Source organism: Spirochaetota bacterium (genome assembly GCA_004297825.1).
In the GTDB taxonomy this organism is placed as follows: domain Bacteria; phylum Spirochaetota; class UBA4802; order UBA4802; family UBA5368; genus FW300-bin19.
This window is the reverse complement of the sequence record SCSX01000016.1, coordinates 1-26838: the sequence shown is the minus strand read 5'-3', so window position 1 is coordinate 26838 and position 26838 is coordinate 1. Positions and strand designations below refer to the sequence as shown.

General features: G+C 59.7%; 23 protein-coding genes and 1 pseudogene. 6 read left to right on the top strand and 18 right to left on the bottom strand.

Features of this window, described 5'->3' with window-relative positions; genetic code table 11:
* Positions 1–14 precede the first annotated feature (14 nt).
* From EPN93_03440 to EPN93_03430, 3 genes are all read left to right on the top strand, one after another.
* Positions 15–386, top strand: coding sequence for a hypothetical protein (locus EPN93_03440; GenBank protein ID TAL38941.1), 372 nt, complete (start codon positions 15–17; stop codon positions 384–386).
* Positions 387–655: 269 nt separating this feature from the next.
* The gene (locus tag EPN93_03435) at positions 656–1066 is read left to right on the top strand and encodes a PaaI family thioesterase (GenBank protein TAL38940.1); all 411 of its coding nucleotides are present in this window, start codon (positions 656–658) and stop codon (positions 1064–1066) included.
* Positions 1063–2799, top strand: a complete 1737-nt coding sequence (locus EPN93_03430; GenBank protein ID TAL38939.1) for a thiamine pyrophosphate-binding protein — start codon at positions 1063–1065, stop codon at positions 2797–2799. Before EPN93_03435 ends, EPN93_03430 begins: the two co-directional genes overlap by 4 nt.
* Before the next feature lie 14 nt (positions 2800–2813).
* On the opposite strand, the gene EPN93_03425 is transcribed toward EPN93_03430, so the two are convergent.
* Complete coding sequence (locus EPN93_03425) at positions 2814–4355, bottom strand: hypothetical protein (protein TAL38938.1); 1542 nt, start codon at positions 4353–4355, stop codon at positions 2814–2816.
* 527 nt (positions 4356–4882) lie between these two features.
* On the opposite strand from EPN93_03425, the gene EPN93_03420 reads away from it, so the two are divergent.
* From EPN93_03420 to EPN93_03410, 3 genes are all read left to right on the top strand, one after another.
* Positions 4883–5434, top strand: a complete 552-nt coding sequence (locus EPN93_03420; protein ID TAL38937.1) for a PIN domain-containing protein — start codon at positions 4883–4885, stop codon at positions 5432–5434.
* 193 nt (positions 5435–5627) lie between these two features.
* The gene (locus EPN93_03415) at positions 5628–6404 is read left to right on the top strand and encodes a hypothetical protein (GenBank protein TAL38936.1); all 777 of its coding nucleotides are present in this window, start codon (positions 5628–5630) and stop codon (positions 6402–6404) included.
* A 188-nt stretch (positions 6405–6592) separates the two neighbouring features.
* On the top strand, positions 6593–8842 hold the full coding sequence (locus EPN93_03410; GenBank protein TAL38935.1) for a response regulator: 2250 nt from the start codon (positions 6593–6595) through the stop codon (positions 8840–8842).
* A gap of 40 nt (positions 8843–8882) precedes the next feature.
* On the opposite strand, the gene EPN93_03405 is transcribed toward EPN93_03410, so the two are convergent.
* The 17 genes and pseudogenes from EPN93_03405 to EPN93_03325 all read right to left on the bottom strand — a co-directional run.
* A complete protein-coding gene (locus EPN93_03405) occupies positions 8883–10322 on the bottom strand; it encodes an NADH-quinone oxidoreductase subunit N (protein TAL38934.1) in 1440 nt (479 codons plus the stop codon).
* Positions 10319–11878: an NADH-quinone oxidoreductase subunit M gene (locus EPN93_03400; protein ID TAL38933.1), complete on the bottom strand. Its 1560-nt coding sequence runs from the start codon at positions 11876–11878 to the stop codon at positions 10319–10321. The genes EPN93_03405 and EPN93_03400 overlap by 4 nt, the downstream gene beginning before the upstream one ends.
* Positions 11875–13764, bottom strand: coding sequence for an NADH-quinone oxidoreductase subunit L (locus tag EPN93_03395; GenBank protein TAL38932.1), 1890 nt, complete (start codon positions 13762–13764; stop codon positions 11875–11877). The genes EPN93_03400 and EPN93_03395 overlap by 4 nt, the downstream gene beginning before the upstream one ends.
* Before the next feature lies 1 nt (position 13765).
* On the bottom strand, positions 13766–14074 hold the full coding sequence (gene nuoK / locus EPN93_03390) for an NADH-quinone oxidoreductase subunit NuoK (GenBank protein TAL38931.1): 309 nt from the start codon (positions 14072–14074) through the stop codon (positions 13766–13768).
* On the bottom strand, positions 14074–14595 hold the full coding sequence (locus EPN93_03385; GenBank protein TAL38930.1) for an NADH-quinone oxidoreductase subunit J: 522 nt from the start codon (positions 14593–14595) through the stop codon (positions 14074–14076). Before EPN93_03385 ends, nuoK begins: the two co-directional genes overlap by 1 nt.
* A 403-nt stretch (positions 14596–14998) precedes the next feature.
* Entirely contained in the window at positions 14999–15514 is a 516-nt protein-coding gene (gene nuoI, locus EPN93_03380; GenBank protein TAL38929.1) for an NADH-quinone oxidoreductase subunit NuoI, read from the bottom strand.
* Positions 15515–15518: 4 nt separating this feature from the next.
* Entirely contained in the window at positions 15519–16475 is a 957-nt protein-coding gene (gene nuoH / locus EPN93_03375) for an NADH-quinone oxidoreductase subunit NuoH (protein TAL38945.1), read from the bottom strand.
* A complete protein-coding gene (gene nuoG, locus EPN93_03370; GenBank protein TAL38928.1) occupies positions 16472–19165 on the bottom strand; it encodes an NADH-quinone oxidoreductase subunit NuoG in 2694 nt (897 codons plus the stop codon). Before nuoG ends, nuoH begins: the two co-directional genes overlap by 4 nt.
* Before the next feature lie 3 nt (positions 19166–19168).
* The gene (nuoF, locus tag EPN93_03365) at positions 19169–20437 is read right to left on the bottom strand and encodes an NADH oxidoreductase (quinone) subunit F (GenBank protein ID TAL38944.1); all 1269 of its coding nucleotides are present in this window, start codon (positions 20435–20437) and stop codon (positions 19169–19171) included.
* Between the two features lie 14 nt (positions 20438–20451).
* Entirely contained in the window at positions 20452–20916 is a 465-nt protein-coding gene (gene nuoE / locus EPN93_03360) for an NADH-quinone oxidoreductase subunit NuoE (protein TAL38927.1), read from the bottom strand.
* Between the two features lie 377 nt (positions 20917–21293).
* Positions 21294–21500 carry a hypothetical protein gene (locus EPN93_03355; protein ID TAL38926.1) on the bottom strand — a complete coding sequence of 69 codons (207 nt, stop codon included), beginning with the start codon at positions 21498–21500 and terminating at the stop codon, positions 21294–21296.
* A gap of 12 nt (positions 21501–21512) precedes the next feature.
* A pseudogene (locus EPN93_03350) lies at positions 21513–21626 on the bottom strand (KilA-N domain-containing protein).
* 99 nt (positions 21627–21725) lie between these two features.
* Positions 21726–22304 (bottom strand): hypothetical protein, encoded by a 579-nt coding sequence (locus EPN93_03345; GenBank protein ID TAL38925.1) that lies wholly within the window; start codon positions 22302–22304, stop codon positions 21726–21728.
* A gap of 402 nt (positions 22305–22706) precedes the next feature.
* Positions 22707–24455, bottom strand: coding sequence for an NADH-quinone oxidoreductase subunit C/D (locus tag EPN93_03340; protein ID TAL38943.1), 1749 nt, complete (start codon positions 24453–24455; stop codon positions 22707–22709).
* Between the two features lie 301 nt (positions 24456–24756).
* Complete coding sequence (locus EPN93_03335) at positions 24757–25374, bottom strand: NADH-quinone oxidoreductase subunit B (GenBank protein ID TAL38924.1); 618 nt, start codon at positions 25372–25374, stop codon at positions 24757–24759.
* A 1-nt stretch (position 25375) separates the two neighbouring features.
* Positions 25376–25786: an NADH-quinone oxidoreductase subunit A gene (locus EPN93_03330; protein TAL38942.1), complete on the bottom strand. Its 411-nt coding sequence runs from the start codon at positions 25784–25786 to the stop codon at positions 25376–25378.
* A gap of 207 nt (positions 25787–25993) precedes the next feature.
* Positions 25994–26838, bottom strand: an 845-nt coding sequence (locus tag EPN93_03325) for an NADP-dependent isocitrate dehydrogenase (protein ID TAL38923.1), incomplete at its 5' end; no start/stop codon positions are given.

Below are 26838 nucleotides of genomic sequence, written 5' to 3'. Positions count from 1 at the left end.
GCGCGGTCGTGATTATGCTGCTTAACCGCATACGGGGCGATTTCGATCGCTATCAGGGAGGTTTTACCCTGGTGAAGTATCAGCCGCGCGACCCCCGGAAGCTTTGGCATTGTTTTCCGATTTCTTTTAGGGAGGCTGAGAATGAGCTTGTTTCGGATTTTCGTAAACTTGGTAGGTTTTCCGTCTCCTATCTGGTGGCGATCGCGACGGACCGATATCTGGACGAAATATTGCAAGGCAAGAAAAACAGGCATAACTATGCAAAGTTTTCTCACTATGCCATCGGCCGGAGGATCGAAAATGGCGTCATTTGCTGGGAATTATACTGGGGAGACCCCGGCGACACGCCGAGGGGGAAGATACACCGACGTACCAACACCGGTTAAGGCACTAACCATAAATTAATCTACACCAATCCACGGAATCGCGATTCGCCCCGCGAAGGAACATCGGGGGCCGATGCGCCGACTCCCGTTATTTTCTGGACTTGGCCTGCCGGGCATGACAAAATCAAGCCGAACGGAATCATTTTCAGTATATTCTAATCCGGGACAGGGGGAACGCCCGCACGGCGCGCGTTCCCCGACCCTGACGGCGTACCGCGAAAATCGAACGCCGGGCAGTACATCGAATCCATTGCAGAGGAAACCGCTCCATGACCATCCAGCAAATCACCACCCACACCTCCATCGACCAAACGTTATGCGGCACGCCCCTCGAGGTGGAGACCGATTCGCGCAGCGTGGTCGAGCTTACCCTCCTGCCCTCCATGTGCGCCGACGGCACCGGGCTCGTCCACGGGGGCTTCCTGTTCGGCCTCGCCGATTACGCGGCGATGCTCGCGGTGAACCGGCGCACCGTGGTGCTTGCCGGTGCGAAGGTCTCGTTCCGGAAACCGGCCGTCGCGGGCGACGTGCTGACCGCCTACGCCGCCGTCGATTCCATCACGGGCCCCTGGCGCAGCGTGCGCGTCGAGATTAAAAAGGACGGCGGCCAGATTTTCGAGGGTGAGTTTACCTGCATGGTACCCGAACGCCACGTCCTGGACGGGAAGGCGAAAAAATGAACGGGGGCGACATCATCGCGAAGGCGCTTAGTGCACAGGGGGTGCGCTTTCTCTTCACACTCTGCGGCGGGCACATCTCGCCCATACTCGTCGCCGCGAAGGCCTCGGGAATCCGGGTCGTGGACGTGCGTGACGAGGCGACCGCCGTGTTCGCCGCCGACACCGTCGCGCGCCTCACGGGCGTCCCGGGCGTCGCGGCCGTGACCGCGGGCCCCGGCGTCACGAACACCGTCACCGCGATCAAGAACGCCCGCATGGCCGAGACGCCTCTCATACTCCTGGGCGGGGCCGCGGCCACGGTGCTCAAGGGCCGTGGCTCTCTGCAAGACATCGACCAGCTCTCCCTGATGCGCGTTGTCGCGAAGGACTCGCTCACGATCAGAAAAAACTGCGACATACTCCCGGTCCTCAGGCATGCGTTTCTCGCGGCGAGCTCGGGCGTGCCGGGGCCGGTGTTCGTGGAATGCCCCATCGATCTCCTCTACGACGAGGCCGTGGTGCGCATGCTCTACGGCGCGGGGGGGTCCGATACGCAGGGCGGCGGTGTCCGGGCGCGATTGCTCTCATGGTACCTGAAGCGCCATGTGGACCGCATGTTTTCCTGCGAGTTCGAATCCATGGAGCCGCACGCGATCGCGGGAAGCGTCCCCGGCCTGCACAGGCGCGACGTTAAAAATGCCGCACGCATGATCGCGCGCGCCGAGCGCCCGGTGATGATCGTGGGAAGCCAGTCCCTGCTCTTCCCCGAAAAGGCCGCGATGCTCGCGTCATCCATAGAGCGTATCGGCGTCCCGGTCTATTTGGCGGGGATGGCCAGGGGTCTTTTGGGCAGGGAGCACCCGCTCCTCGCCCGCCAGCGCAGGCGCGACGCCCTCCGGGAAGCGGACCTGGTGCTGCTCGCGGGCATGCCCTGCGACTTCCGGCTCAATTACGGGAGGGACATCAATCCGGCCGCGGCGCTCGTCGCGGTGAACCGGGACCGGCATGCGCTGCGCCTCAACCGGCGCCCCCAACTTGCGGTACACTCGGACCCCTTCCTCTTCCTTAACGCCCTCGCGGGGTCCATGCCCGCGGAATCGCCGGACCGTGAGACATGGCGCGCAACGATACGCGTACGCGACCGGGAGCGCGAGGACGAGATCGTGCGCATGGCCGGCCAGGACGCGCCGCCGCTCAACCCGCTCGCGTTTTTAAAGAAGCTCGAGGGCGCGATGGACGAGCGAAGCATCATCGTCGCGGACGGCGGCGATTTCATATCGAGCGCCTCCTACATCCTGCGCCCGCGCGGGCCGCTCTCGTGGCTGGACCCCGGCGTGTTCGGAACATTGGGATGCGGTGCGGGATTCGCGCTGGGGGCGAAGCTCGTGCAGCCGGAATCGGAGGTATGGGCGCTTTTCGGCGACGGGGCGCTGGGCTACGGCCTCATCGAGTTCGACACCTTCGCGCGGCACAATGTGCCCGTCATCGCGGTGGTCGGCAACGACGCCGCCTGGAGCCAGATCACGCGCGACCAGGTGGATATCCTCCACGACGACGTCGCGACCAGGCTCGCGCGCGACGACTACCACGCGGCAGCGGAAGGTCTGGGCGCGAAAGGGCTCGTGATCCGTGCTGCGGACGAGATTGACGGCGTGCTTGCGCGCGCGAAGGAGCTCGCGCGCGCGGGATCGCCGGTGCTCGTAAATGTGCATATAGGGATTACGGGATTCAGGAAGGGGTCGATCTCGATGTGAGGCGCCTCGCGGCGTTAAGGCTTGGGATTGAAAGTTAAATCCGGCGTCCCGTCGGCGTTGAGCCGCATGATATTGTCGGGGACGTCGATGCCGTTGTAATGAGTAAATGCGCCCCCGATGAGAATTTTTCCGTCGGGTTGAACGGCGAGGCAATAGATCGATTCGTCTTTAAGACACCCTGCCCCATCCGGGTTAAAGGTATCGTCATGGGAGCCATTCGAGTGTAACCGAATAATGCCCTTGGGAACTGGAGTACCATTGTATCTTGAGAATGTACCACCAATGAGAATCTTGTCGTCGGGAAGCAGGATGATGGATTTCACTTGGCCGTCAATACTTGAAATGCCCGAGTTAAAGTTTACATCGGGCGTCCCATCCGGATTCAATTTTAGAAACACATCGTAATAATTCCTGGCTCCACCAATAAGCATTGAATCATCAGGCAAAACTAAAATACGATGGACAGCGATATTACCCGCCGAAAAGCCTGTGTCAAGAACGCCATCCGTATTCAAGCGAACGAAGCCAAATGGAACGGCCTCCATATTGTAGCTGGTGAAACCTCCCCCCACAAGTATTCGTCCATCAGATTGAAAGCCAATGGCTTCAATGGTATACCACCTATCATAACTTCTTTCAAAACCATTCCCGCCGGAATTATAAGTAAAATCCCGTGACCCATCAGCATTAAGGCGGATTATACCCCCCGTGACGGGGCCGTCGTTTTTGTACCCCGAATCAAAGCCCGCCAGCACCTTTCCATCAACCTGTTGAGCTATACAGACAAGCTTTTCGTGGTAATTGCGATATGAGATGAACGCTCCATCTGACGTGCCGTCTGGTAAAACACGCCGGATTTTGTCATAGCCAGAAGAATGCGATTCCCCGACGACCATCTTTTTATCAGGCTGAGATAATAATCGTCGAACAGCGTAATTAGAAGATTGAGTGCTTGCCTTAAAATCCATATCTCTTTCACCGTCAGCATTCAAGCGAATCATTGCCGCGGCCTCTTCTCCATTATAGGTAGAAAAAGCGCCCCCAATAATAATCCTATCTGCATCCGTGGTCACGATAGCGCTCACGCTATCACCAGCGCCCAAACCGTGGTTGCTGGTAAAATCATAATAGTAATGTAACTTTTTTCGACCTTGTGATTCACCGCTAAGAAGTTCATATGTTCGCATTTCAAAAATAAACGTATATGGATACTTGAATTCCGTGCAGCGGTGAGCAAATTCATTATTTACAGGTATGCTCATGGCAAGAGTCCCATGTAAATTCTGAATAATTCCGCTCTCGAGGGTTTCCACTTCTCCTGATTTTTTTACAACCTGGATATTCCATTCCCACTCATCGCCGCCGGACATATCGTAGTTAATTTTAGCGGTTATCACATCGCCCCGCTTGACCGTCGATTTCGCTGGAGGGGATAGTTGTTTGACCTCAAGTGAAACATCGTACTCTGGAAAAGGGTCAGAAAGACATCCAATATGCATTATGATGGAGACCATGAAGAGAATGGGCCTCAAATATGCCATGTATATTCGCACCATTTGTTATTCCCCGCATGGATATATAGCAAAACCGTTCAACAGATTATACTGATACCCGATCCATTTGATTCGTTTATACACTCTACTATCATTTAAGCAATATTCATGCCAACATCCCACGAGAGGGCAATATCTAACCACTGGATTTTCGAGGGATTATAAGTCACACGCATTATCTGGTCGAATTATGGTCGGCTACATGTGGTTTATTTTTGACAGTGTATCATTTCCTCAACAGGCATGTTAAATGATATAAGTACGTCAATCAACGTCGGTGGGTTGGAATGTGCAGCGGCGTGCGACACCCAATTACATACTTGATTTTGTAGCCACTCGTGGCTACCTTTCTTAATTATGACAATTATAACTGTCGGCGTTAAAAAACTGAAAGACAACCTGAGCAGCTATCTGAAAGAAGCGCATTCCGGGACCGTGGTTTTGATCACCGACCGGGACCGCGTCATCGCGGAGCTTCATGAGCCCGTGCTCAACATCCGCGGGCTCGCGGAACCCTCACTGCAGGCTGAATGGATCCGGGAGGGGAAACTAATTCCTCCAAAATCCGAAAAAACATCCTGCACGGCATCTCCCCTTCATTCAAAGGAAGGGACCTCGGCGCGCCTGATCGACCTGGACCGCGGCGAATGAAGTGCCTTTACGTCGAGACCTCGGCCGTCCTTTCATGGCTCCTGGGCGAGCAGGCCGCCCCGCGCGTTATTCACTGCATCAATGACACGGAAATCCTTTGCACATCGGTGCTTACCCGGCTGGAGGTCGAGCGCTCATTGCTGAGGGCGGAAAACAGTGGGATAATCAAAGCGGCCGAGCGACAGAAAGTACGCGGGCTCTTCCAGGCGGTCTCGGCTTCATGGTCATTTCTTCCCATTACCGCAGACGTCCTCGCCCGGGCATCGGGCGCGTTTCCGGTCGAGCCCGTACGGAGCCTGGACGCGATTCACCTGGCCTCGGCGCTGGAACTGGTTATGCTCTATCCGGATATCGCCGTCCTTTCATTCGACAGGCGAATCATCGGCAACCTGGAAGGCCTGGGGCTCGCGGCGTACCAATTGCATCCATAAAGCTTTTCCATTCCTGCAACCTTCCGATCTCAAGAAAGCGAACCGGCGCCATGCAGCCGCCGGAAACCGGCCAGGTACTACTCTCCCTGCCTGCACATTTCACAGTGACTAATTTTGTTTTATCGCTGATATTCCATTTGACAATGGGAAGGCGGGTTTTTCTCGTATGCTTCTTTATTAAGGAGGAGATGCCATGAAAAAGCTTAGATTTTCGTTCAAACGTTTCAGACTCGAGATATACGATAAGCCCGGCGAATGGATGAAGGAAGAAGATCTTAAAGTATTGCAGGAGAGGGTAAGCGCTATTGCCGAAAAAAGAATCGGACGCAGACCCAATTTCAGTTTTTTTAATAATACCAAGTACCTGCAAAACAAGCTTATCGTTATCTGTCACGATAAAACCTCGTCAAAGGACGTAACCTGCTGCGTCATGAGCTATCTAGGAAAGTATTTGAAATCAAACGTGATCCACCTCGGGGCGGTCTATTCCAACAGCGAGGACAAAGGACTGATGAAACTGATCTATGTCCTGGGCCTGATATTTGCGTTCATGAAAAACAACCCGTTCAGAAGATTGTATGTAACAAGCCTTACGCATACCCCAAAAATTTTCGGGGTTGTCAATGAAAGCTTCGATAATATTTATCCCAACAGCAGCGTCGACACGAAACCCTCAAGGCTTCATCATAAACTGAAAGAGGTATTCATGAGGACCTATTTGAAGGAATGGGATTTTCACGAAGAGCCGCATATTCCCGATACATTCATTATAAAAGGATTCCGCGTGCAGGCGGATGGCTCCCTGCTCTACCCCGATACCGTGCACACCGTACCAAAGCACAGAAAACAGGTATATAATGAAAGGTGTTTCTCAATGATTGATTATGGGAGAGGGGATGAAATTCTCCAAACCGGCCTCTCGAAGGGTTTATTCAGTTTTGTCATGAAGAACGCGAGCGTGTTCGGTTGAACGCGTGCGATCGCGCATGATGGTATCGGAACACTGCGGCGCGGCATGGAAATTCCCATCATAATTTTGGTGGGAATTTTTTTATTGTATTGACACGCCCGGGACGCGCGCCTACGCTCACTTTGAGCAACATTTTTACCTAATTGTTAACCATCGAAATCACGCGCGCATTGAGTTGAGCATCAGGCATGGCAGAGTCCGGCATAAAGAGCTTCATATATTCGAAGCACAAAGACGAGACCTATATCATCCAACAGAAGGCTTTCGTACTTTTCTGGGTGAATATCATAATCAGCACCCTCCTGGTCCTCGTCAATATCATCAATCTCACCACCTCCGCATCAACCCATCCGGTGGTAATTTCATCGGTTAACATTTTCCTCCTGGCAAGCCTGCTGTTCGCCGTTTGGCTTCTTGTTAAGGGCCGCTATAATTTCGCCGTGGCGTGCACGCTTGCGGCGGTAAGCGTGCGGGTCGTCGCCGGCTGCTTGATCAAGCTCGACAGCCTCGCCGAATTCGGATCGAACAACAATATTTATTTCATGTTTGCGGCCATCGCCTTCAGTTCTTTTTTCGGAACCAGGACGCTCATGACGCTCGTATCGGGCTTTATCATACTCATGAACATATCGTTCATCTTCCTGGTCGAGCGCTTCTTCGTCACCGACAAAATGAGCTATATAACGGGCTCGACCATTAATATTACGATATCGCTCATCATCGTATATGCCCTTTCCTACTTCATTTCCCTTATAACCGACAACGCCCTGCAGAAGACGCAGGAGGAACTCGAAAAAAACAAAACGCTCGGCTCCAGTCTCGAAAACAAGGTCATCGAGCTTCAGTCCATGTATGAGGAAATGGAGGCGATGAACGAAGAGTTGACGGACACCTCCAACGCGCTCATGCTTTCGAACAAGGAAATTAAAATTTTCAAGGAGTTGGCCGACGCGTCGACCCAGGGTTTTGTGATCGCCGACGACAACGGGACAGTAACCTATTTCAATGAAGCCATGAAAAGGCTCATTCACGGGGAAAAAGATGTAGACATGGCCGGAACCGGCATAATCGACCTGTATCCCGAAGAATACCGCGATATGTTCCTGAACCGGATCATGAGCCATGTCAAGGCGCATGATTATTGGACCGGCGAACTGCCCCTTCTCCTGAACGGGAACGCCGAGCTTCCCGCCCTATTAAGCATATTTGCGATCGGGGACTCCGAAAAAACAACCGTCTTATACGCGCTTATCGCCACCGACCTTCGCGAGCGGAAAAGGCTCGAGGCGCAACTAATCCATTCGCAGAAAATGGAGGCGGTGGGACGGCTCGCGGGGGGAATAGCGCATGATTTCAACAATTACCTTACCGCTATAAGCGGCTACAGCGAGCTGCTCCTGAGACAATTGGGCCCCGGCAGTCCGTTCTCTGAAAACGTGCTAGAGATAATTAAGGCCGCCCGAAGCTCGTCCGCGCTCACCAAGCAAATACTGAGCTTCAGCAAGAAACAGATGGTACGCCCCATAGCGGTCAATATCAACCATGAAGTGGAAGATATGAAGAAGCTCCTCACCCATACTATCGGGGAGGACATAGAGCTCATCACGATTCCGGACGAACGGCTGCACCTGATGAAAATAGACCCCGTTCAGATCGAGCAGGTGCTGATGAACCTGGCTATCAACGCCCGGGACTCCATGCCGCATGGGGGAAGGCTCGTCATAAGGACGGAAAACCGCCTTTTTCCTGAAAAGGCCGTGAGCGCCGATCCTATTCGCTCGAGCGAGTTCGTGTGTATTTCAATTGAAGATACCGGCGTAGGAATTAGCGCCGATCACCTGGGGCTCATATTCGAGCCGTTTTTCACCACAAAGGAATCGAGCCATGGGACCGGACTTGGCCTTTCCGTCATTGCCGGCATAGTCGAGCAGAACGGCGGCTGGATTACGGTGCAAAGCGAGGTCGGGAAGGGAACGGTCTTTTGCCTCTGTTTTCCCGCCTTTCATGAAAGCGCCGCCTTTGTGGAAAAAAAGAAAACCTCCATTGACCAGCTCAGGGGAAAGGGCGAGAGGATTCTCGTCGTGGAGGACCAGGATGAGGTCCGGAAGTTCGCCGTGACGGCGCTGTCGAAACACGGGTACTCGGTCATGGAGGCATCCCGGTACGCCGACGCGGTGAAAATCCTTGAACGCGTCGATTACCGGGTTGAGTGCGTCTTTACCGATATGACGCTTCCCGACAGGAGCGGCATCGACCTCATCGAGGAGATCATGAAATCAGGTGGCGCCATGTGTTTTCTTGTGAGCAGCGGTTATACCGACAAGCACTCGAATTGGAACAAGATCGTCGAAAAAAATATACCCTTTCTCCCGAAACCCTACAACCTTAATGATCTGCTGCAATCCGTTTACGACGCGCTGCATGCAAAGCGCGCCTAAAGGCACCCGGTCCGAGCCGGCGCGTTGATCGATGCGGCTCTTACCGCGCGATCTCCAGCGCGCGAATCACCCACATTAAGCCCCCCGGAATCACCCCGAGACCCAGTGTGAGAAAAGCCAGCGCGAGAAGCGCCGCGCCCGCGGCGAACGTGTACGACGGGGCATTCGTCTTTTCACGCCGCAGCTCATCCGGACGCGCGAACATGGCGACGATTATTTTCAGATAATAGTAAAGCCCGATCACGCTGTTCACCGCGACGAGCGCGACGATCGTCCACGAACCCGCGCCCGCGCCGGCGGCCACGACGTAGAACTTGCCCAGGAACCCGGCGGTCAGGGGAATCCCCGCTAGGGAGAGGAGCATGAGCGTGAACGCGGCCGCGATGAGCGGTCTCCTCCAGAAGAGCCCCTGATAGTCGTCGAACGAATCGGCGTCCCGCTCCTTATCCGAAAGGACGGTGACGATCCCGAACGCGCCCAGGGTGGCGATCATGTAGGTCGCGATGTAGAAGATGGACGCCTCGGCGGCCATGTCCCCGCCCGCGGTGAAGCCCGCGAGGAGGTAGCCCAGGTGCGCGATGGAGGAACAGGCGAGCACGCGCTTCACGTTGCGCTGTCCCAGGGCCATGAGGTTTCCCGTGAACATGGAGGCCGCGGCCATCGCCCAGAGCGCGGCGTACACGGCGGGGTAGGACTTCCCGTCCAGCAGGAAGAAGAATCGGTACAGGAGCGCGAACATGGCGCCCTTCGACACGGTGGCGACGAACGCCACAGCCGGTGCGGGCGCGCCCTCATACACGTCGGGCGTCCACATGTGGAAGGGGGCGACCGCGAGCTTGAAGCCCGCGCCCGCGGTCATCAGGGCCACGGCGGCAAGGGCGAGGACGGGGGCCGATGCGCTTCCGCCCAGCGCGCGCGCCTGCGCCGTGAATTCCATGCTCCCCGTCGCCGCGTAGAGGAGCGCCATCCCGAAGAGCAAAAACGCCGACGACGCGGCGGCGAGTATCAGGTACTTGAGGCCCGCCTCCACCGAGCGCTCCCTCTGCCAGAGATAGGCGATGAGCGCGTACAGGGAGACCGAGAGGATCTCGAGCCCCAGGAAGAGGCTCGCGAAATGGCAGGCCATCGTGAGCACCGCGGCCCCCAGCGCGGCGAGGAGGACCAGCACGTAGAACTCCTCCACCTGGCCCTCGCGTCCCCTGAAGTAGCCGTACGAGAAGACGACCACCGCGAACGAGGCGCCGTAGACGAGCGCGGAGAAGAATTGCGCATAACGGTCGACCGCGAGGAGCGACGCGACGGTGACGGGCGCGCCGCCCGCCGTCTGCCAGAGCGCGCCCAGCGCCCCCGCGAGCGCGGCCGCGGCGATGAGAGCCGCGAGCGCGTGTCTGCGAAAGAACGAGACCGCGAGCAGGCACAGCACCGATGCCGCGGCAACGATGATATGCGGGGCGAGTATATGGAGTTCCTGTGCGCTCACCGTTCGGTTCCTCCCTTCCCTTCCCGCGTTTCGGGTGCCGTGTTCATATCGTGTGCGCTCTGGTTCAGGGTCTCCACGGCGCGGGTTTTCCCGGCGATAAGACCCATCACGTACCCCTTCGTGACATCGAGCACGGGACCGGGATAGAGCCCCAGGGCCATGATCGCGGCGAAGAGCGCCGCCATTATCCCCGATTCCCGCACGCCGAAGTCGCGGACAGGACCCGCGACGGCGAGCGGTCCGTGGAACACCCTCTGCACGACCCGCAAGCTGTACGCGGCCGAGAGCACAAGCCCGAGCGCCGCTGCCGCGGCGACCCAGGGCGACACGGCCCAGGCCCCGGCGAGGATGAGAAATTCCGCGATGAAGTTCCCCATACCGGGCATGCCCAGCGACGCGAGCGCGAAGATCATGCCCGCGACGCCCATGCGCGGGGCCGCGGCCCAGAGGCCTCCCATTTTGTCGAGCTCGCGCGTGTGCAGGCGCTCCTTGAGCGCCCCGGCCAGGATGAAGAGCGCCCCGGTGCTCAGCGCGTGGCAGAGTATCTGCATGACGGAGCCCTGGAGGCCCGCCTCGTTCAGGGAAAATATCCCGACCAGGATGAAGCCCATGTGGTTTACGCTGGTGTAAGCGACCAAGCGTTTCAGGTCGGTCTGGGCGAAGGCGAGCTTCGCCCCGTAGAGTATCCCGGCCGCGCCCACGATCATCGCGTACGGCGCGAGCTCGACGGCAGCGGTGGGAAAAAGCGGGAGCACGAATCGCAGCAGGCCGTAGGCGCCCGTTTTCAGGAGCAATCCCGCGAGGATTACGCTTCCCGCGGTGGGGGCCTGCGTGTGCGCGTCCGGGAGCCAGGTATGCAGCGGGATCGCCGGGAGCTTGACCAGGAATGCGGCCATGAATCCGAGGGCGAGAAGGCGCGCGGTCCCCGGTTCGAGCACGGTGCCCAGGAGCGCGTTGTAGTCGAAGGTCCACTCGCCGGTCGCGTTCCCGTGGATGAAGTAAAGCCCCAGGATCGCGAGGAACATAAGGAGCCCCCCGCCCTGCGTGAACAGGAAGAACTTGAGCGTCGCGTAGTTCCGGTTCTCGTGGCCCCATATGCCTATGAGCAGGTACATGGGAACGAGCATCACCTCCCAGAAGAAGTAGAAGAGGAAGAGATCGGCGGAAAGGAAGACGCCCGTGATCCCCGCAAGCGTCACCATGATATTGAAATGGAAGAATCCGGCGCGCTCCGTGATCTCGGTCCAGGAGGCGGCGATCGCGGCGAGCCCCGTAAAGAGCGTGAGGGCGACCATGAGGAAGGCGAGCCCGTCGGCGGCAAGGTGCAGGCTTATGCCGAAGCGCGCGATCCACGGAACGGAATACTCCGCGAGCCACATGGCGTGCACGGGCCCCCCGGCGGGAAGCGCGCCCGTCCAGGCGAGCGCGAGGAGCGCCATGTCGGCCGCGATAGCGAACACGGCCACCCAGCGCGAGAAGGCCGCGCCCGCGCGGCCCGCGGCGAAGGCGAGCGCCCCGCCGCCAAAAAGTACCAAGATGAGGGCCGGAAGCATCATACCGCAATCACCATGCCCAGGAATAGTATCGCGCCCGCGGCTATCCATAGCGCATAACGGCGCAGGCGCCCATTCTGGAAGAGCGAGAGGAGCGCGCCCGCGCGCATCGATAGCCCGGCGGCGCCCGTGTATATCAGATCGAGAACGTCGTTTTTATTGACGCGGGCGAGCTTCTCAAACGGCCCCACGATGAGGAAATCGTAGAGCGCGTCGAACCCCCAGCCCGCAAGGAAGAATTTTCGACAGACAGCGCCGACGCGCGTGGACACGAGTTTCGTCACCGCGCCGGGGAAGCGCAGGTAGAGGAGCCACGCGAGCGCAATTCCCGCAAGGGTCGCGGCGACGGCCGCGGCCTCGAGCAGGTGGCCCGTTGCGGGGTCGAGCGCCGCGGGCGGCGTCGCGGGAAGCGCGTGCGAGAGAGTATCGGACACCAAATGAATTTCGCCCATCGATTCGGGAAGCTCGACGAACCCGGCGACGAGCGAGAGGACACCCAGCACCGAAAGCGGAACGAGCATGAGCAGGCCTGGCGCATAACGCGGCTTTTTTTTCTCGTCGCCAAAGAACACCGTGAACACCATCCGGAAGGTGTATGCCGCGGTGACGAACGCGCCCAGGATTCCCGCGCCCCAGAGCCAGGGGGAGCCGCCCGGTCCCGCCCACGCGTACAATAGAATGAGGTCCTTGCTGTAGAATCCGTCGGTGACGAACGGGAGCGCGGCGAGCGAGGACGCACCCGCGAGAAAAGTCCAGAACACGACGGGCATGGATTTCCGGAGCCCGCCCATCTTGAAGATGTCGTGCTCCTCGTGCATCGCGACGATGACCGCGCCCGCGCCCAGGAAGAGGAGCGCCTTGAAGAACGCGTGCATCATGAAATGGAAGACCGCGGCGGACCACGCCCCCACGCCCAGCGCGAGGAACATGTAGCCGATCTGGCTTATCGTGGAATACGCGAGGATGCGCTTGAAGTCCGTCTGCGCCATCGCGGAAAATCCCGCGAGGAGAAGGGTGGCTGCGCCGATACACGCGACGGCCGCCTGCGCCTGCGGCGCGAGCTCGAAGATGGTATGGGTGCGGGCCACGAGGTACACGCCCGCGGTCACCATGGTCGCCGCGTGGATGAGCGCGGACACGGGGGACGGGCCCGCCATCGCGTCGGGAAGCCACGTCTGCAAGGGAAGCTGCGCCGATTTCCCCACGGCGCCCCCCAGCAGGAGGAAGGCCGCGATGACCGCGATCGTGGGAACGCCCGTCCATTCCGCCGCGGCCCTGCCGAGTATCTCCTGGATGTTCAGGGTCGAGAAGCTCGTCACGAAGATGAAGAGCGCGCCGATCATCGCCGTATCGCCGATGCGCGTTATGAGAAACGCCTTTCGCGCCGCCGCGCCGTTCGCCGATTCACGGTACCAGAACCCTATGAGAAGGTAGCTGCACAGCCCCACCCCCTCCCATCCCAGGTAGAGGAGCATCAGGTCGTCGGCCATCACGAGGACGAGCATGGATCCCACGAAGAGGTTCAGGTACGCGAAGAAGCGCCCGTGTCCCTCATCGTCGCGGATGAATTCGGCGGAGTAGACGTGGATGAGGAAGCCCACGAAGGTGATGATGAACATGAAGGCGAGCGAGAGCGCGTCCACCCGCAATGACACCGTCGCGCTGAATCCCGTTACCGAGAGCCAGTTCCAGAGGACGCGCGTGATCGCCCCCTCCCCGCCCGACGCGACAAAGCCGGGCGCAAGCGCGAGAACCCCCAGCGCCGAGAGCCCTACGCTCCCGGAGCCTATCGCTGCGCATAGGCCGCGCGGGAGCCTCTTCCAGGAGAGGGCCAGTAGCGCGAATCCGGCGAAGGGGAGCGCCGGGATTATCCAGATAAGCTCGTGCATGTTATCCTCGCATCGTCCCCGCGGCGTCGGCATCCACGGTCTTGAAGTGACGGTACACTTGAAGTATGAGCGCAAGCCCCACCGAGACCTCGGCCGCAGCCATCGTAAGAATGAAGATGAACATCGCCTGCCCGTCGGCCTGTCCCCATCGCGCGCCCCCGGCCACGAAGGCGAGCCCCGCGGCGTTCAGCATTATCTCGATGGACATGAGCATGAACAGGACGTTCCTGCGCGCGAGGAGTCCCAGGAGCCCCAGGGCGAAGAGCGTCCCCGCGAGTATGAGCAGGTGCGAGAAGGGTACCGTGTTCATCAGATGTCCTCCCCGTAGAAGCGGTGGTACGATTTCCTGCGGTGACGGCCCAGGTGGTACGCCCCGACGATCCCCGCGAGGAGGAGCATCGCGGAAAGCTCGACCGCAAGCACGTACGGGCCGAAAAGCGCAATCCCCACCTCCTTCGCATCGATACGCCGGTATTCCGGCGCCGCATCGCCCGTGCCTATTACGAACAGGATCTCGGCGAGGAGGAGGAGCGCCAGTATCCCCGGACCGATCCAGGCGGAGGGCGCTAGCCAAGTGCGCTCGCGCGGGGCGCCGCCCGCGCCCAGGTTAAGCATCATCACCACGAAGATAAAGAGCACCATAATCGCCCCGGCGTAGATGATCACCTCGAGCGCCGCGACAAAGGGAGCGCCCATCAGGTAGAACACCACCGCCACGGCCATGAGCGACACGATGAGGTACAACAGCGCGTGCACCGCGTTCGTGCGCGTGATCACGATCGCCGTAGAAATCACCGCGACCGCGGAGGCTATGTAGATTAGAATGTCCATACGACCTCACCCCCGGCCCCTCTCCCCGCGGGAGAGGGGCGATAAGGAAAATGCCTACGGTTTATTGCGATGCGAATTTTCATTATATGCCGAAAAATTCCATCTTCACGCGCCCTCCTGTTTCGCCGAGCATCGCAGATTTCGGCGGTGAACGGAAAAGGGACTCCCCACAATGCCGCCTTGCCGTGTCCGGAAAAGGGCCGAGGACCCCGCCCGGCTTTATGGGCGGATCCCGCAGGCCCGCCGAAATCGAGAAGCGCAGGGGAGCCGCAGGCCGAAACAGCGGGCGCCAGCCCCTCGCGGCGCCTGAGCGAGCCGCGCGGGGGTGCCGGGGGTGTTCGCGGAACAACACCCCTGGCGAAGCATCCCCTCATCAGCGGGTTCGCTGGATAGAAAATATCCCTCATGGCAATAAGCTCTTCACATCCACCGGCTTTTCCTCGTCCTGGGCCTCGCCCTTGTCCTTTCCCGCGATGGACATCCCGGCCACGCGGTAGAAATTGTAATCGTGATATTTCCCCGGCCCGGAGATGCGTAGGTCTTCCTTTTCGTACACCAGGTTCTGGCGGTCGAACTCGCACATCTCGAAATCGGGGATGAGCTGGATCGCGTACGTGGGGCACGCGTCCTCGCAGTAGCCGCAGAATATGCACCGCGAGAAGTTGATCCGGAAAAATTCCGGGTAGCGTCTTCCGTCCTCCATCTCCGCCGCCTGCAGGGAGATGCAGTCCACCGGGCACGCGACCGCGCACAGGTAGCAGGCGACGCAGCGCTCTTTCCCGTCGGGATCGTTCGTGAGCACGATCCTCCCGCGCCAGCGCGCCGGGAGCGCGGGCTTCACCTCCGGGTAGAGCACCGTAACCGGTCTCTTGAAGGTGTGCAGCAGCACGAGCCAGAGGCTCCTGAGAATGCTCAGCATGCGGTCATCCCCCCAGTAGTATCAACGCCCCGGTCACCATCAGGTTCACCAGGGCGAGCGGAAGCAGGAGCTTCCATCCGTATTCCATGAGCTGGTCGTACCGGGGCCGCGGCAGCGCGGCGCGCAGCAGTATGAACAGCCCGATAAACGCGAAGGTCTTTATGAGGAACCACGCGAACGGCGGCAGGAAGGCCGGTCCCAGCCACCCCCCGAAAAAGAGCGTCGTCATCATCGCGCTCACGAGTATGATCCCCAGGTATTCCCCCAGGAAGAACATGCCGAACTTCATGCCGGAGTATTCCGAGTGGTAGCCGGCGACGAGCTCGCTTTCCGCCTCGGGCAGGTCGAACGGGAGGCGATGCGTCTCGGCCACCCCCGCGATCAGGAAGACGGCGAAGCCCACGAACTGCGGCCCCACGAACCACATGCCGCGCTGCGCCTCGACGATGGCGCGCAGGCTGAACGAGCCCGCCGTCATCACCACGCCCATGAGCGACAGGCCCATGAAGACCTCGTAGGTGATCATCTGCGCCGCGCCGCGCATGGAACCCAGGAGCGCGTACTTGTTGTTGGAGGCCCAGCCGCCCAGCACGATGCTGTACACGCCGAGCGACGACATGGCGAGGAAGAAGAGGAGCCCAATGTCCAGGTCCGTCACGAAGATCGTGTCCGAGAACGGTATCACGGCGAAGCTCATGAGCACGCCCGCGACGACGACGGCCGGCGCGAAAATGAACACGGGCTTGTCGGCAAAGGGCGGCGTCCAGTCTTCCTTGAAGAAGAGCTTGATGATGTCGGCGGCGACTTGCAGGAGGCCGAACGGTCCCACGCGGTTGGGGCCATATCGGTCCTGCCAGAGCGCGAGGAGCCTGCGCTCGACCCAGATGAGGCCGGAGGCCAGGCCGAGCACGCCGCCCAGCACGCCCCCTATGATCAGTATCGTTCTCAAGAGCTCGTTCATGGCTTCGCCCCGCGAATCGTGCCCCATGCCGGAGCTGCAAAGTGAACACCCGGACCGGGAAACAGCAGCGCCGTTCCCGCGGGCACATGATCGTTCAATTTCACCGCGGCATCCACAGTCGTGTCCCCAAAAGCGATATGCGCCGATGCTCCCTCGGGCAGTCCAAGTGTCCCCGCCTCATCGGGACGCAAAATGACGTGCGGCGCCGCGGCGAGCTCCATGATCCCGGGGGCCAGCATGCTGAGCTCGTCGGACCCGAAAAGCGCGTGGTGCGGGACAAGCAGCCATTGACCGGGACGCGGCGCGAAGGCCTGGGGGGCCGATACGCTTTCATGCGCGGCACCCTGCACCTTTTCGAAGAGGCGCACTCCCGGGTCTCCTCCCTTGAGCGCGCCCCCCACCTCCTCCTGGTACCAATTGACCGACTGCACCGAGTTCCACGAGGGGCGCCAGTACGCGGGCACGAGCGGCGCGGGCGGCATGAGACGCGTCCCTTCCATCGTGAACGTGAACGGGCTCTCAGCATCCAGGGGTGGCCGGGCCTCACTCACGGCCACATTCGCGAACTCCGCGGTACGCCCGCTGCGCCGGTGGGACTGGCGCGGAATCTTCTGGCCCGTCATGCGGAAATTCGCATCCGGCGCGAGCGCGGCGAGCGCCTTGAAACGCGGACCCGATTCGGCGAGCGCGCCCGCAATTTCATCAAATGTCGTCCAACGGCATTCGGGCGATCCCGCGGCACGGGCGATCTCGACGATCCATTTCCACGACGGACGGATCGCCTCTCCCTCGTCGAACACCTGGAAGAAACGCTGGGCGCGCCCTTCCGCGTTCACGAGGGTGCCGTTCGATCCGGGGAAACTCGCGGCGGGCAGGACCAGGTCCGCGCGCGCGGTCGTCCGGGAATGTACGCAGTCGATCACCGTCACGGGAATCTTCGACGCGAATAGACGCTCCGCGTCCCGATCCGCAATGCGGCGATACAGGTCGTTTTCGAGTATGATCACGGAATCGTAGCCCCCGGACGCGGCTGCCGCGATCGCGTCGTCCAGGTCCTTTTCCGCGATGAGCGCGAGCCCCATGCCGTTGCATTCCGGCCCCGCGAGGAAAAGACCCGCCGTCTTCCCGTCCCGGCACAGGGCCGCGGCGAGCGCGGCCGCGCCCCTCATGAGCGCCCCGCTCCCCCGCGACATGCCGGACACGATCACGGGATTGTCCGCGCTTTTAAGCCCCTGCGCCATGCGCGCGGCGAATTCGCGCTCAGCTGGGGAAAGCCCGGTCGCGTCGGGAATGGCGGCATCGATTTCATGCGCGGCCGCGAACGCGACGCGCGCGAGGGAATCCGGGTCTCCCCGGAAATCCCCCGGTCCCGGCGCCGCGGGACCGCAGTCCGCGACGAACAGCGGGCCCCCGCCGTCGGGCGTCGCATAACGCACGGCGGCGTCGTCCCACCCGGGTATCCCGAGCTTCCCGGCGGCGCGGCGCGCGCCCCCGTGGGCCGATTCGCGTGCCGCAAGCATAAGCAGCGGCGCGGCGCTTTCGAGATCCTCGCCGAGTATCGCGACGGCGTCGGCGCGCCGCACGTCCCCGAGCGATGCGGCGCGATACGGTCCGGACGCGAGGAGCGAGAGGGCAAGCCGGTACAGGGAAAATTCGTGCTTCCCGACACCCGCGTAAAAATGCGCGTCACCCGCAAGGCGCATCAGCGCGAAGTTCGACTCAAGGGAGGCCCGGGGCGAACCTATTCCCAGGATGCGCTTCCCCTGCGCGTGCAGGGCCGCGATTTTTGCGGTAACGGCTTCGGCCGGCACCGTCTCGAGCGCGCCCGACGCGCTCTTCACCAGCGCGGATTTTATTCGCGTGTCCGCATTCACAAACTCGTAGCCGAATCGGCCCCGGTCGCACAGGAAGTACCCGTTCACCTCGCCGTTGTAGCGGTTCAGGACACGGCGGAGCGTTCCATGGCGCGCACCGGCGATGATGTTGCAGCCAAGCCCGCAGTGCGCGCACACCGAGGGGGCGGTCTGCAAATCCCACTTGCGCGCGTAGTGCCGCTTGAGGGTTTTATCGGTGAATACGCCGGTGGGACAGACCTCGACCAGGTTCCCGCTGAAGGGACTCCGGAGCGCGCCGTCCTCGTGCCTTCCGAAATACAGGTGGTTCTTCGCGGCGAACACGTTCAGGTCGCGCCCGCCCGCGTAGTCCCGGTAGAAGCGGACGCAGCGGTAGCACTGGATGCAGCGGTTCATCTCGTGATTTATGAACGGTCCCAGGCGCTGGTTCACGTGCGTGCGCTTCGTAAAGCGGTAGCGCCGATACACGTGTCCGCTCATCGTCGTCATGTCCTGTAAATGGCATTCGCCGCCCTCGTCGCACACCGGGCAGTCGTGCGGGTGGTTCGCCATGAGCCACTCGATGACGCGCGCGCGGAATGCGCGCGCCTCGGGATCGTTGACCGATATCCGGAGGCCGTCGATGACCGGCTCCATGCAGGACATGACGATCCTGCCCTTCGTGTCGTCGGGGCCCGCGAATTTCTTCACCGCGCACAACCTGCACGCGCCCACCGATCCCAGCGCGGGATGCCAACAGAAGTACGGGATATCGTACCCCAGCGAGAGGCAGGTATCAAGCAGGCTCTTTTCGGTGCCCACCTGGTGAGCCTTGTTTTCTATATAGATGGTCGCCATGCGCTATCTCCAGGGACACCCCTGTTCCTTGATGTGCCGCGTGAAATCGTCGCGGAAATAGAGAAGGGCGCTCGCCAGCGGCTCCATGGCGCCCGGCGCGAGCGCGCAATAGGTGTTGCCCATGCCCAGCGCCTTCGCGTGCATCTCCAGTATCTCGACGTCCCCGTCTTTTCCTTTTCCGGCCTCGATCGCGGCGAGCGTCTTCTCAACCCAGGGAAGCCCCTCCCTGCAGGGCGTGCACCAGCCGCAGGATTCCTGGGCGAAGAAACGAATCAGGTTGTGCACGAAGCCCACCGGGCAGGTCCGGTCGTCCATCACGATCATGGTGCCGGTCCCCAGCCTTGACCCCGCCGCGCCGAGCGCGTTGAAATCCATGGGAAGGTCCAGGTGCTTCTCGACGAGAAAATCGGTGGAGGCGCCTCCGGGAAGCAGGCCCTTGAATTTGAGCCCGTCCCGCATGCCGCCCGCGTGCTCTTCGAGTATCTCGCGCGCGCTGGTGCCCAGGGGAAGCTCCCACAGCCCCGGCTTCTTCACCTTGCCGCTCGCGCCGTAGAGCTTCGTGCCCCCGTCCTCGGTCAGGGCGAGCGACTTGAACCAGTCGACGCCCTTGCCGATTATATGCGGCACGTTGCAGAGCGTTTCGACGTTGTTCACGATCGTGGGCTTGCCGAAAAGCCCGCTGATCTGCGGAAAGGGCGGCTTCGAGCGTGGGTTCGCGCGGCGTCCCTCGAGCGCGTTGATAAGCGCGGTCTCCTCGCCGCAGATATAACGGCCCGCGCTCATGTGCACGTGAATCTCGAGCGATCTGCCGCTGCCGAAAATATTTTTCCCCAGGTATCCTGCCGCGCGCGCTTCGGCGAGGGCCTTTTCCAGCCGGGCCGCCGCCAGCCGGTAGGCGCGCCGCAGGAAGATGTAGGCCGTGTCGGCCTGTATCGCGAAGGCGGCGATGATCATGCCCTCGATGAGCTGGTGAGGGTTTCCTTCTAATAGAAGGCGGTCCTTGAAGGTCCCCGGCTCCATCTCGTCGGCGTTGACCACCAGGTAGCGCTGGGGCGGCGCGTCTTTCGGGATGAAGCTCCATTTCCGCCCCGTTGAGAATCCCGCGCCCCCCCTTCCCCTGAGCGTCGCGTTAATGACCGTATCGGTCACGGACTTCGGGTCCATGGTCTTTAAGGCCTTGCGCGCGGCCTGGTATCCCCCGGTCTTTTCGTATTCGGATATGCTCAGCGGGGAGCGGTCCGGACGGATATGTTGTGTAAGCGGGCGTTCCATCGTTTTCATTGTACCTACGGGTATCGCTCCAGGATCTCGTCTATCTTCGCGGGCGTAAGGCGCCCGTAGAGCTCGTCATCCACCATCATCGCGGGCGCCTCGTCGCACGCGCCCAGGCACACATTCGGCAACAATGTGAAGCGCCCGTCCGCGCTGGTGCCCCCGGGTTCCACCCCCAGCTTCGTCTTTAAATGGTCTAAAAGGTTTTCGTATCCCATCACCCAGCAGCTTATGCTGTCGCACAGGAGCACCACGTGCCGGCCCACCGGGCCTCGGAATATAAAGTTGTAGAAGGTCGCCACGCTATCCACCTCGGCCGGCGTCATGCCCAGGAGCGCGGCGACGTCGATCACGCCCTCATCCGACACCCAGCCCCGGTGCCGCTGCACGACCGTGAGCGCCTCAATGCACCCCGCCCGCGGCATCGGACAGGCCTCGAGCATCTTTGCGATCTCCTGTTTTTCTTCTACGCTGAGCATATCGTTATGCGAAACTCCCTAACTTATTTCCGACGTATCCCATTCACTCGCGCTATATCGCTACAAAGCTTCACGGCACCTCACCCCCGGCCCCTCTCCCAGGGGAGAGGGGTGTGTGGAGGAAAATTGGTTTTGGTTCTAGTTTGTTTTTGTTTCATGGTTGCCATTTTTTCATTACACATTGTGTCTAAAAAAGCCCTTTATAGTCCAAGTTAATCAAATCCCCCGCCCTCCGGGCGCCCCCTTTTAGTAAAGGGGGCTTGAAAGGGGGTACTGCCTGTCTTTTAATTACGGCGAATTCGCCATAATTAAAATCCGGGTTATTAATACTCTCCCATATTCCCAATAATTCCGCCGTTTTTAGATTACGCAAACGGTTAGTTTTCCTCATTCCGATAACGAAATTTCATAGCCTTTTTGCTAATCTCCCGCACGGATTTACCTTCCCAGAGATTTTTTCTCCATCTTGTATAATCAAATGGTTCGCGGCGCAGCAAAGCGATGAAGCGCTCCGCCTCCACAAGCCCCAGGCTCTCAATCAAGGCCTTAATTCCATTTTGCTTTATTTCAGCATCGGTAATCATATTGTTTTGATGTCAAACAAAGCTATTTAATCCAGCTTGGCCCCTAACCCCATCGAATTCGATGGGGTTAAACTCAGGGTTATTCAATTGCTCCCAAATTCCTATAAATTCAAGGGTCGTTCTATTTATTTCTAACACATGCCTCCTTACCTCGGTGTAATTAAGTTTTTCATGATATTTTCCTATCAATTGTTTAAGGTTATCCTTTTCATGCACCATGATATTTTAGAATAATTCTAGATAAATATCCGGGTGATTTTTTTTAATCCATTTTATTAATATTTCAGGATTATTTGAGCACTCTCTGTAGTATATATTTAATACAAAATCCGACCAAGACGGAAATCTATCATGGTACTTCCCTTGTATCGCAGAAAATAAACTATGCGCTTTTTGTTCGGCTGTTTGAATGTAAACCAATTGACGATGACTATTTAAATTCCAAATGGATTTTGCATTTCTAACCTGATTGATTTTCCATCTCTTTGGAAAATCTCCGATAATCATAAAACACAATTGTGTAATTTTTGAAAGATAAACCTGATCTAGTTCATGTATATCTTTACACTTCCCAATTGTTGTTTTCATATGTTCTACTAATTCGATTAAATCGGATAAATGTTTGGAATCAACGGAATGAATTGTTGATTCAATGGAATATCTAAGACTTTTAGTTATTTTAAGAAGATATTTTTTATACAAATTGATGTCATGGTATTCTTTTATTTCTCTATAGTCACGATCTCCATACAAGTTAAGAACTAAACACGAAAAGGCAATACTTGTTTTAAAGGTGTTAGTCATATTAACTCCAATTTGGCTGATGTCCGAGTTACTTTATCAACCAGATCACATTCATATAAGATGGCTTGAATGCATGTGCCACAAGTGCTTCCAATCCATCATGGCACAAAACGGATTGATTCAAAACCATAGCAATATTAATAATATGCAATTCATCCTCATCCTCCGCCAACCCGCGAGGGCACGAGGCCCGAGCGGATGGCTGCGCGCGAGCCACACAGGAGGTGTATCGTAGCGCGCGCACGCTGACTTTTTCGTCTGCACCAACCAAGGCCCCCCGCCGCCGAGGGGCGGCTTTCTTTGGTGACTTTCTTTCGCCGCTTGAAAGAAAGTCACAGCGCAATCCCTCCCAGGGATTCCCCTGAAAGAGAACCATGCCCGTGCGCGCGAATCGCCCACGCCCTAGCGGTCCAAATCCGCCAGCACAAAATCCAGACTCCCCAATATCACCAGCAAATCCGCCACCGTGTGGCCCCTGCTGATATACGGCACCATCTGCACGTGCGGAAACGAAGGCGTCCGTATGCGCAGCCGATACGCCGATACGTCGCCGTCGCTCACGCAATAATATCCATTAGAGCCCTTGCTCGCCTCGATGCCGAAGAACGCCTCTCCCGCGGGGATCACGGGTCCCCACGAGACGTTCAGGAAATGCGTGATGAGCGTCTCTATGTGCTTCATGGTGAAATCCTTCACCGGGGGCGTCGTGAGCGGGTGGTCGGCCTTGTACGGGCCCGCGGGCATGTTGTCCAGGCACTGCCGGATGATGCGCAGGCTCTGGCGCATCTCCTCCAGGCGTACGCGCGAGCGGTCGTAGCTGTCTCCGTTATGCGCTATTGGGATGTCGAATTCGAAATTCTCGTATCCGGAGTAGGGCCGTTTCTTCCTGAAGTCCCATTCGAATCCGCAGGCGCGCAGGCCCGGTCCGGTCACGCCCCACTCGATCGCCTCGTCCAGGGTGTACGCGCCTATTCCCACGGCGCGCGCCTTGAAGATGCGGTTCTTCAACACCAGCTTCTCGTACTCCTTTATGCGCGCGGGCAGATAATCCAGGAACTTTCGTACCGGGACCTGCCAGCCGTTCGGCAGGTCCTGCGCCACCCCGCCTATCCGGAACCAGTTGGGGTGCATGCGGTCGCCGCATACGGCCCCGACGATATCGAAGATGCGCTCGCGGTCGTTGAACAGGTAGAACACGGGGGACATCTGTCCCACGTCCTGCGCGAAGGTCCCCATCCAGACCATGTGGCTCGCGAGGCGGAAGAACTCGCACATCATGACGCGGATCACCCGTGCGCGTTCCGGCACCGTGATGCCGGCGAGCGTCTCGACGGCGAGCACGTAGGCGAGGTTGTTCATGACCCCGCCCAGGTAGTCGATACGGTCGGTGTAGGGGATGAAGGTGTGCCAGGACTGGCGCTCGGCCATCTTTTCCGCGCCGCGGTGATGGTAGCCGATATCGGGCACGATGTCCACGATCTCCTCGCCGTCCAGCTTGAGCACGAGGCGCAGCAGCCCGTGGGTGCCCGGGTGCTGGGGGCCCAGGTTCAGGAACATGAAATCCGCGTCTCCGCCGTCGTCCTGCATCCCCCAGTCCTCCGGCCGGAACTGCAGCGCGTCCTCCTCGCGGATGAAGCGGTCGTCGGGCATCGTGAAGGGACACATCTCGGTCGCGCGGGCGGGATGCTCGCGGCGCAGGGGATGCCCCTCCCACGTGGGCGGCATGAGGATGCGCCTGAGGCGCGGGTGGCCTTCGAAGCGGACCCCGAACATGTCGAACGCCTCGCGCTCGTACCAGTCGGCATTACGCCAGATCGGGGTGATGGAAGGCGCGGAGGGATGTTCGCCCTTGAGGGCGAGCTTGATCCTGAGGTCATGGTTCCGCTCGAACGAGAGCAGGTGATAGACGACCGTGAAGTCGCTCGCCGGCTGGCCCTCGCGCCTGGTGCGCGCGCGCTCGTCGATCGCGGTAAGGTCGTAGAGCATCCGGAAAGGGGACGCGATCTCCTCTTTGACGTGACGAAGCACCGCGGGCAGGATACTCGCGTCCACCCAGGCCGTGGGCATGCTGTCGGCGGTCGCCTGCGGGGTGACGGCCGCCGGTCCGAAGCGTGTAGTGAGCTCGTTCAGTATATTCGTGTCGATCATTATCATCCGTTAGTCGAAATGCTATCAACGTCCTTCATCATGTATCGGGCCCCCGTTGATCGGAGTCCCGCCCTCCTGTCATTTCGAGCCCGCGCTTTCGGGCGAAAAATCTTTAAGCTTCCCTGCGCTTAAAGATTTCTCCTCATCCCATGCGACAGGGATTCGTCAAAATGACAGGGTCGAACAGGCTTCCATCTATTCAGGACCTTGTGAACCAGGGACCCCGCGAATCGGCGCCCGCCACATCTTTTCAACAAATAATTCTACGCGTTGTGCGCCATCGAATGGCCACAAGCGTCTTGCCCTACATCTCGTCGGGCGGACGGTAGTGCGTGACCGCGCGCCGCGCCTCGCGCTTCTGGTCCCTGCGCGCGCCCGGAACGACGCGCTCGATTTCCTGTGAGCCCGCGATCCAGCTCAGGGGCCGCCGCTCCTTTCCCACGCGCTCGGAGAGCATGGTGAGCCCTTCCATGAACGCGTCCGGGCGCGGCGGGCAGCCGGGGACGTACACGTCCACCGGGAGGAACTTGTCGACGCCCTGGACCACGCTGTAGATGTCGTACATGCCGCCGGAGTTCGCGCACGAGCCCATGGACACGACCCAGCGCGGCTCCATCATCTGCTCGTAGAGCCTCTTGATGACGGGCGCCATTTTCATGAAGACCGTGCCCGCGATGATGATCACGTCCGCCTCGCGCGGGGTACCGCGCAGGACCTCGGCGCCGAAGCGCGCGATGTCGTAGCGGCTCGTGATGCTCGTCGCCATTTCCACGAAACAGCAGGAGAGCCCGAAGTTGAAGGGCCACAGGGAGTTCTTCCTTCCCCAGGCGACAAGGTCCTGCAGCCGCGCGAGCGCCACGCTCTTCCTTACGGTCTCCTCGAGGGAGCCGCCGGGGGCCGGGCCGATAATCTTTCGTGTCATGCTATTTCCGCCTCCCCTGCGCGATGAACCGGAGTATCTTCTTCCCGCCCGGGGCGAACTCCAGCGCCCCGATGCGCCATTCGTATACGAGCGCGGCCGCGATCACGCCGGCAAACACCGCCGCTCCCGCGAACCCGTACCAGCCCGCCTCACGCAGGGACACCGACCAGGCGACCAGGAACACGGTTTCAAGATCGAAAATCACGAAGAACATCGCGATGACGTAGTAATGCGCCGAGAAGCGGATGCGCGAGGAGCCCGTGGGAACGATGCCCGACTCGTAGGGCTCTCCCGTCGTGCGCGCATGGTGCTTTTCGCCAAGCACCCATGAGAGGACCAGGATGCCCAAGACCATGACCACGACGACGACCCCGTAGATCGCGAGGGGCAGGATGGACTGGATGTCGGGCATTCCGGCATTCTCCATGGTTAAGGTTTCCGGCCGCGGGTGCGCCACGGCCGGGCACGCTGGTTCGGATCCGACGCCCGTATGGTCGCACGGGAATCGGCGCAAGTCAAGAAATAGTTGGCCGGGTATCGACGTCCGGATTTTTTACCGCGTCGGCCAGGGCACGGTGCGGTCGCACGCCAAGACGTCCGCCCCGGTGAAGAATTCCCCTCACGGCGCGCCCTGCCCCGCCGAAAGCACCGCCTTCTCCACCGCCTCCCCAAAGGCGGCGCACCCCAGGGCCGTGGCGCCCTCCACGCGGCGCGCGAGATCGCGCGTAACGGTTTTACGGGCGATGACGGCGCCGAGGCCCTTCCAGAGGGCGTCGGCGGCCTCGCGCCATCCCAGGAAGCGGAGCATCATCCCGCCCGACAGGATGAGCGCGGAGGGATTGGCGATGTCCTTTCCCGCGTACCGGGGCGCGGTCCCGTGAATGGATTCGAATATCGCCGCCCCGTCGCCCATGTTCGCCCCCGGCGCGATGCCCACTCCCCCCACCTGCGCGGCGAGCGCGTCCGAAAGGTAATCCCCGTTCAGGTTCGTCGTGGCGATGACGTCGTAGCGCGCGGGATTCAGGAGCGCCTGCTGGAACATGTCGTCGGCGATGCGGTCGTTCAGCACGACAAGGTTCCCCGGCCGCTTCCCCTCGTAGCGATCCCAGCATTCCCGCTCGGTGATAACCGTGTCCGGGAACTCGTCGCGGGCGAGCTCGTATCCCCACTCGCGAAAGGCGCCCTCGGTGTATTTCATGATGTTTCCCTTGTGCACGAGCGTGACGCTCGCGCGTCCGTTGTCGATCGCGTACCGGATCGCCCGGCGCACGAGGTTCTTCGAGTTCCTCGCGCTCATGGGCTTGATGCCGATCGCTGAATCCTCCGCGACGTACTGTCCCTCCCGCGCGTTGATGAGCCGTATCACCTCCGCCGCCTCGGGGCTCCCGTGTTTCCATTCGACGCCCGCGTAGACGTCCTCGAGGTTTTCGCGGAACACGATCATGTCCACTTTTTCCGGCTCCT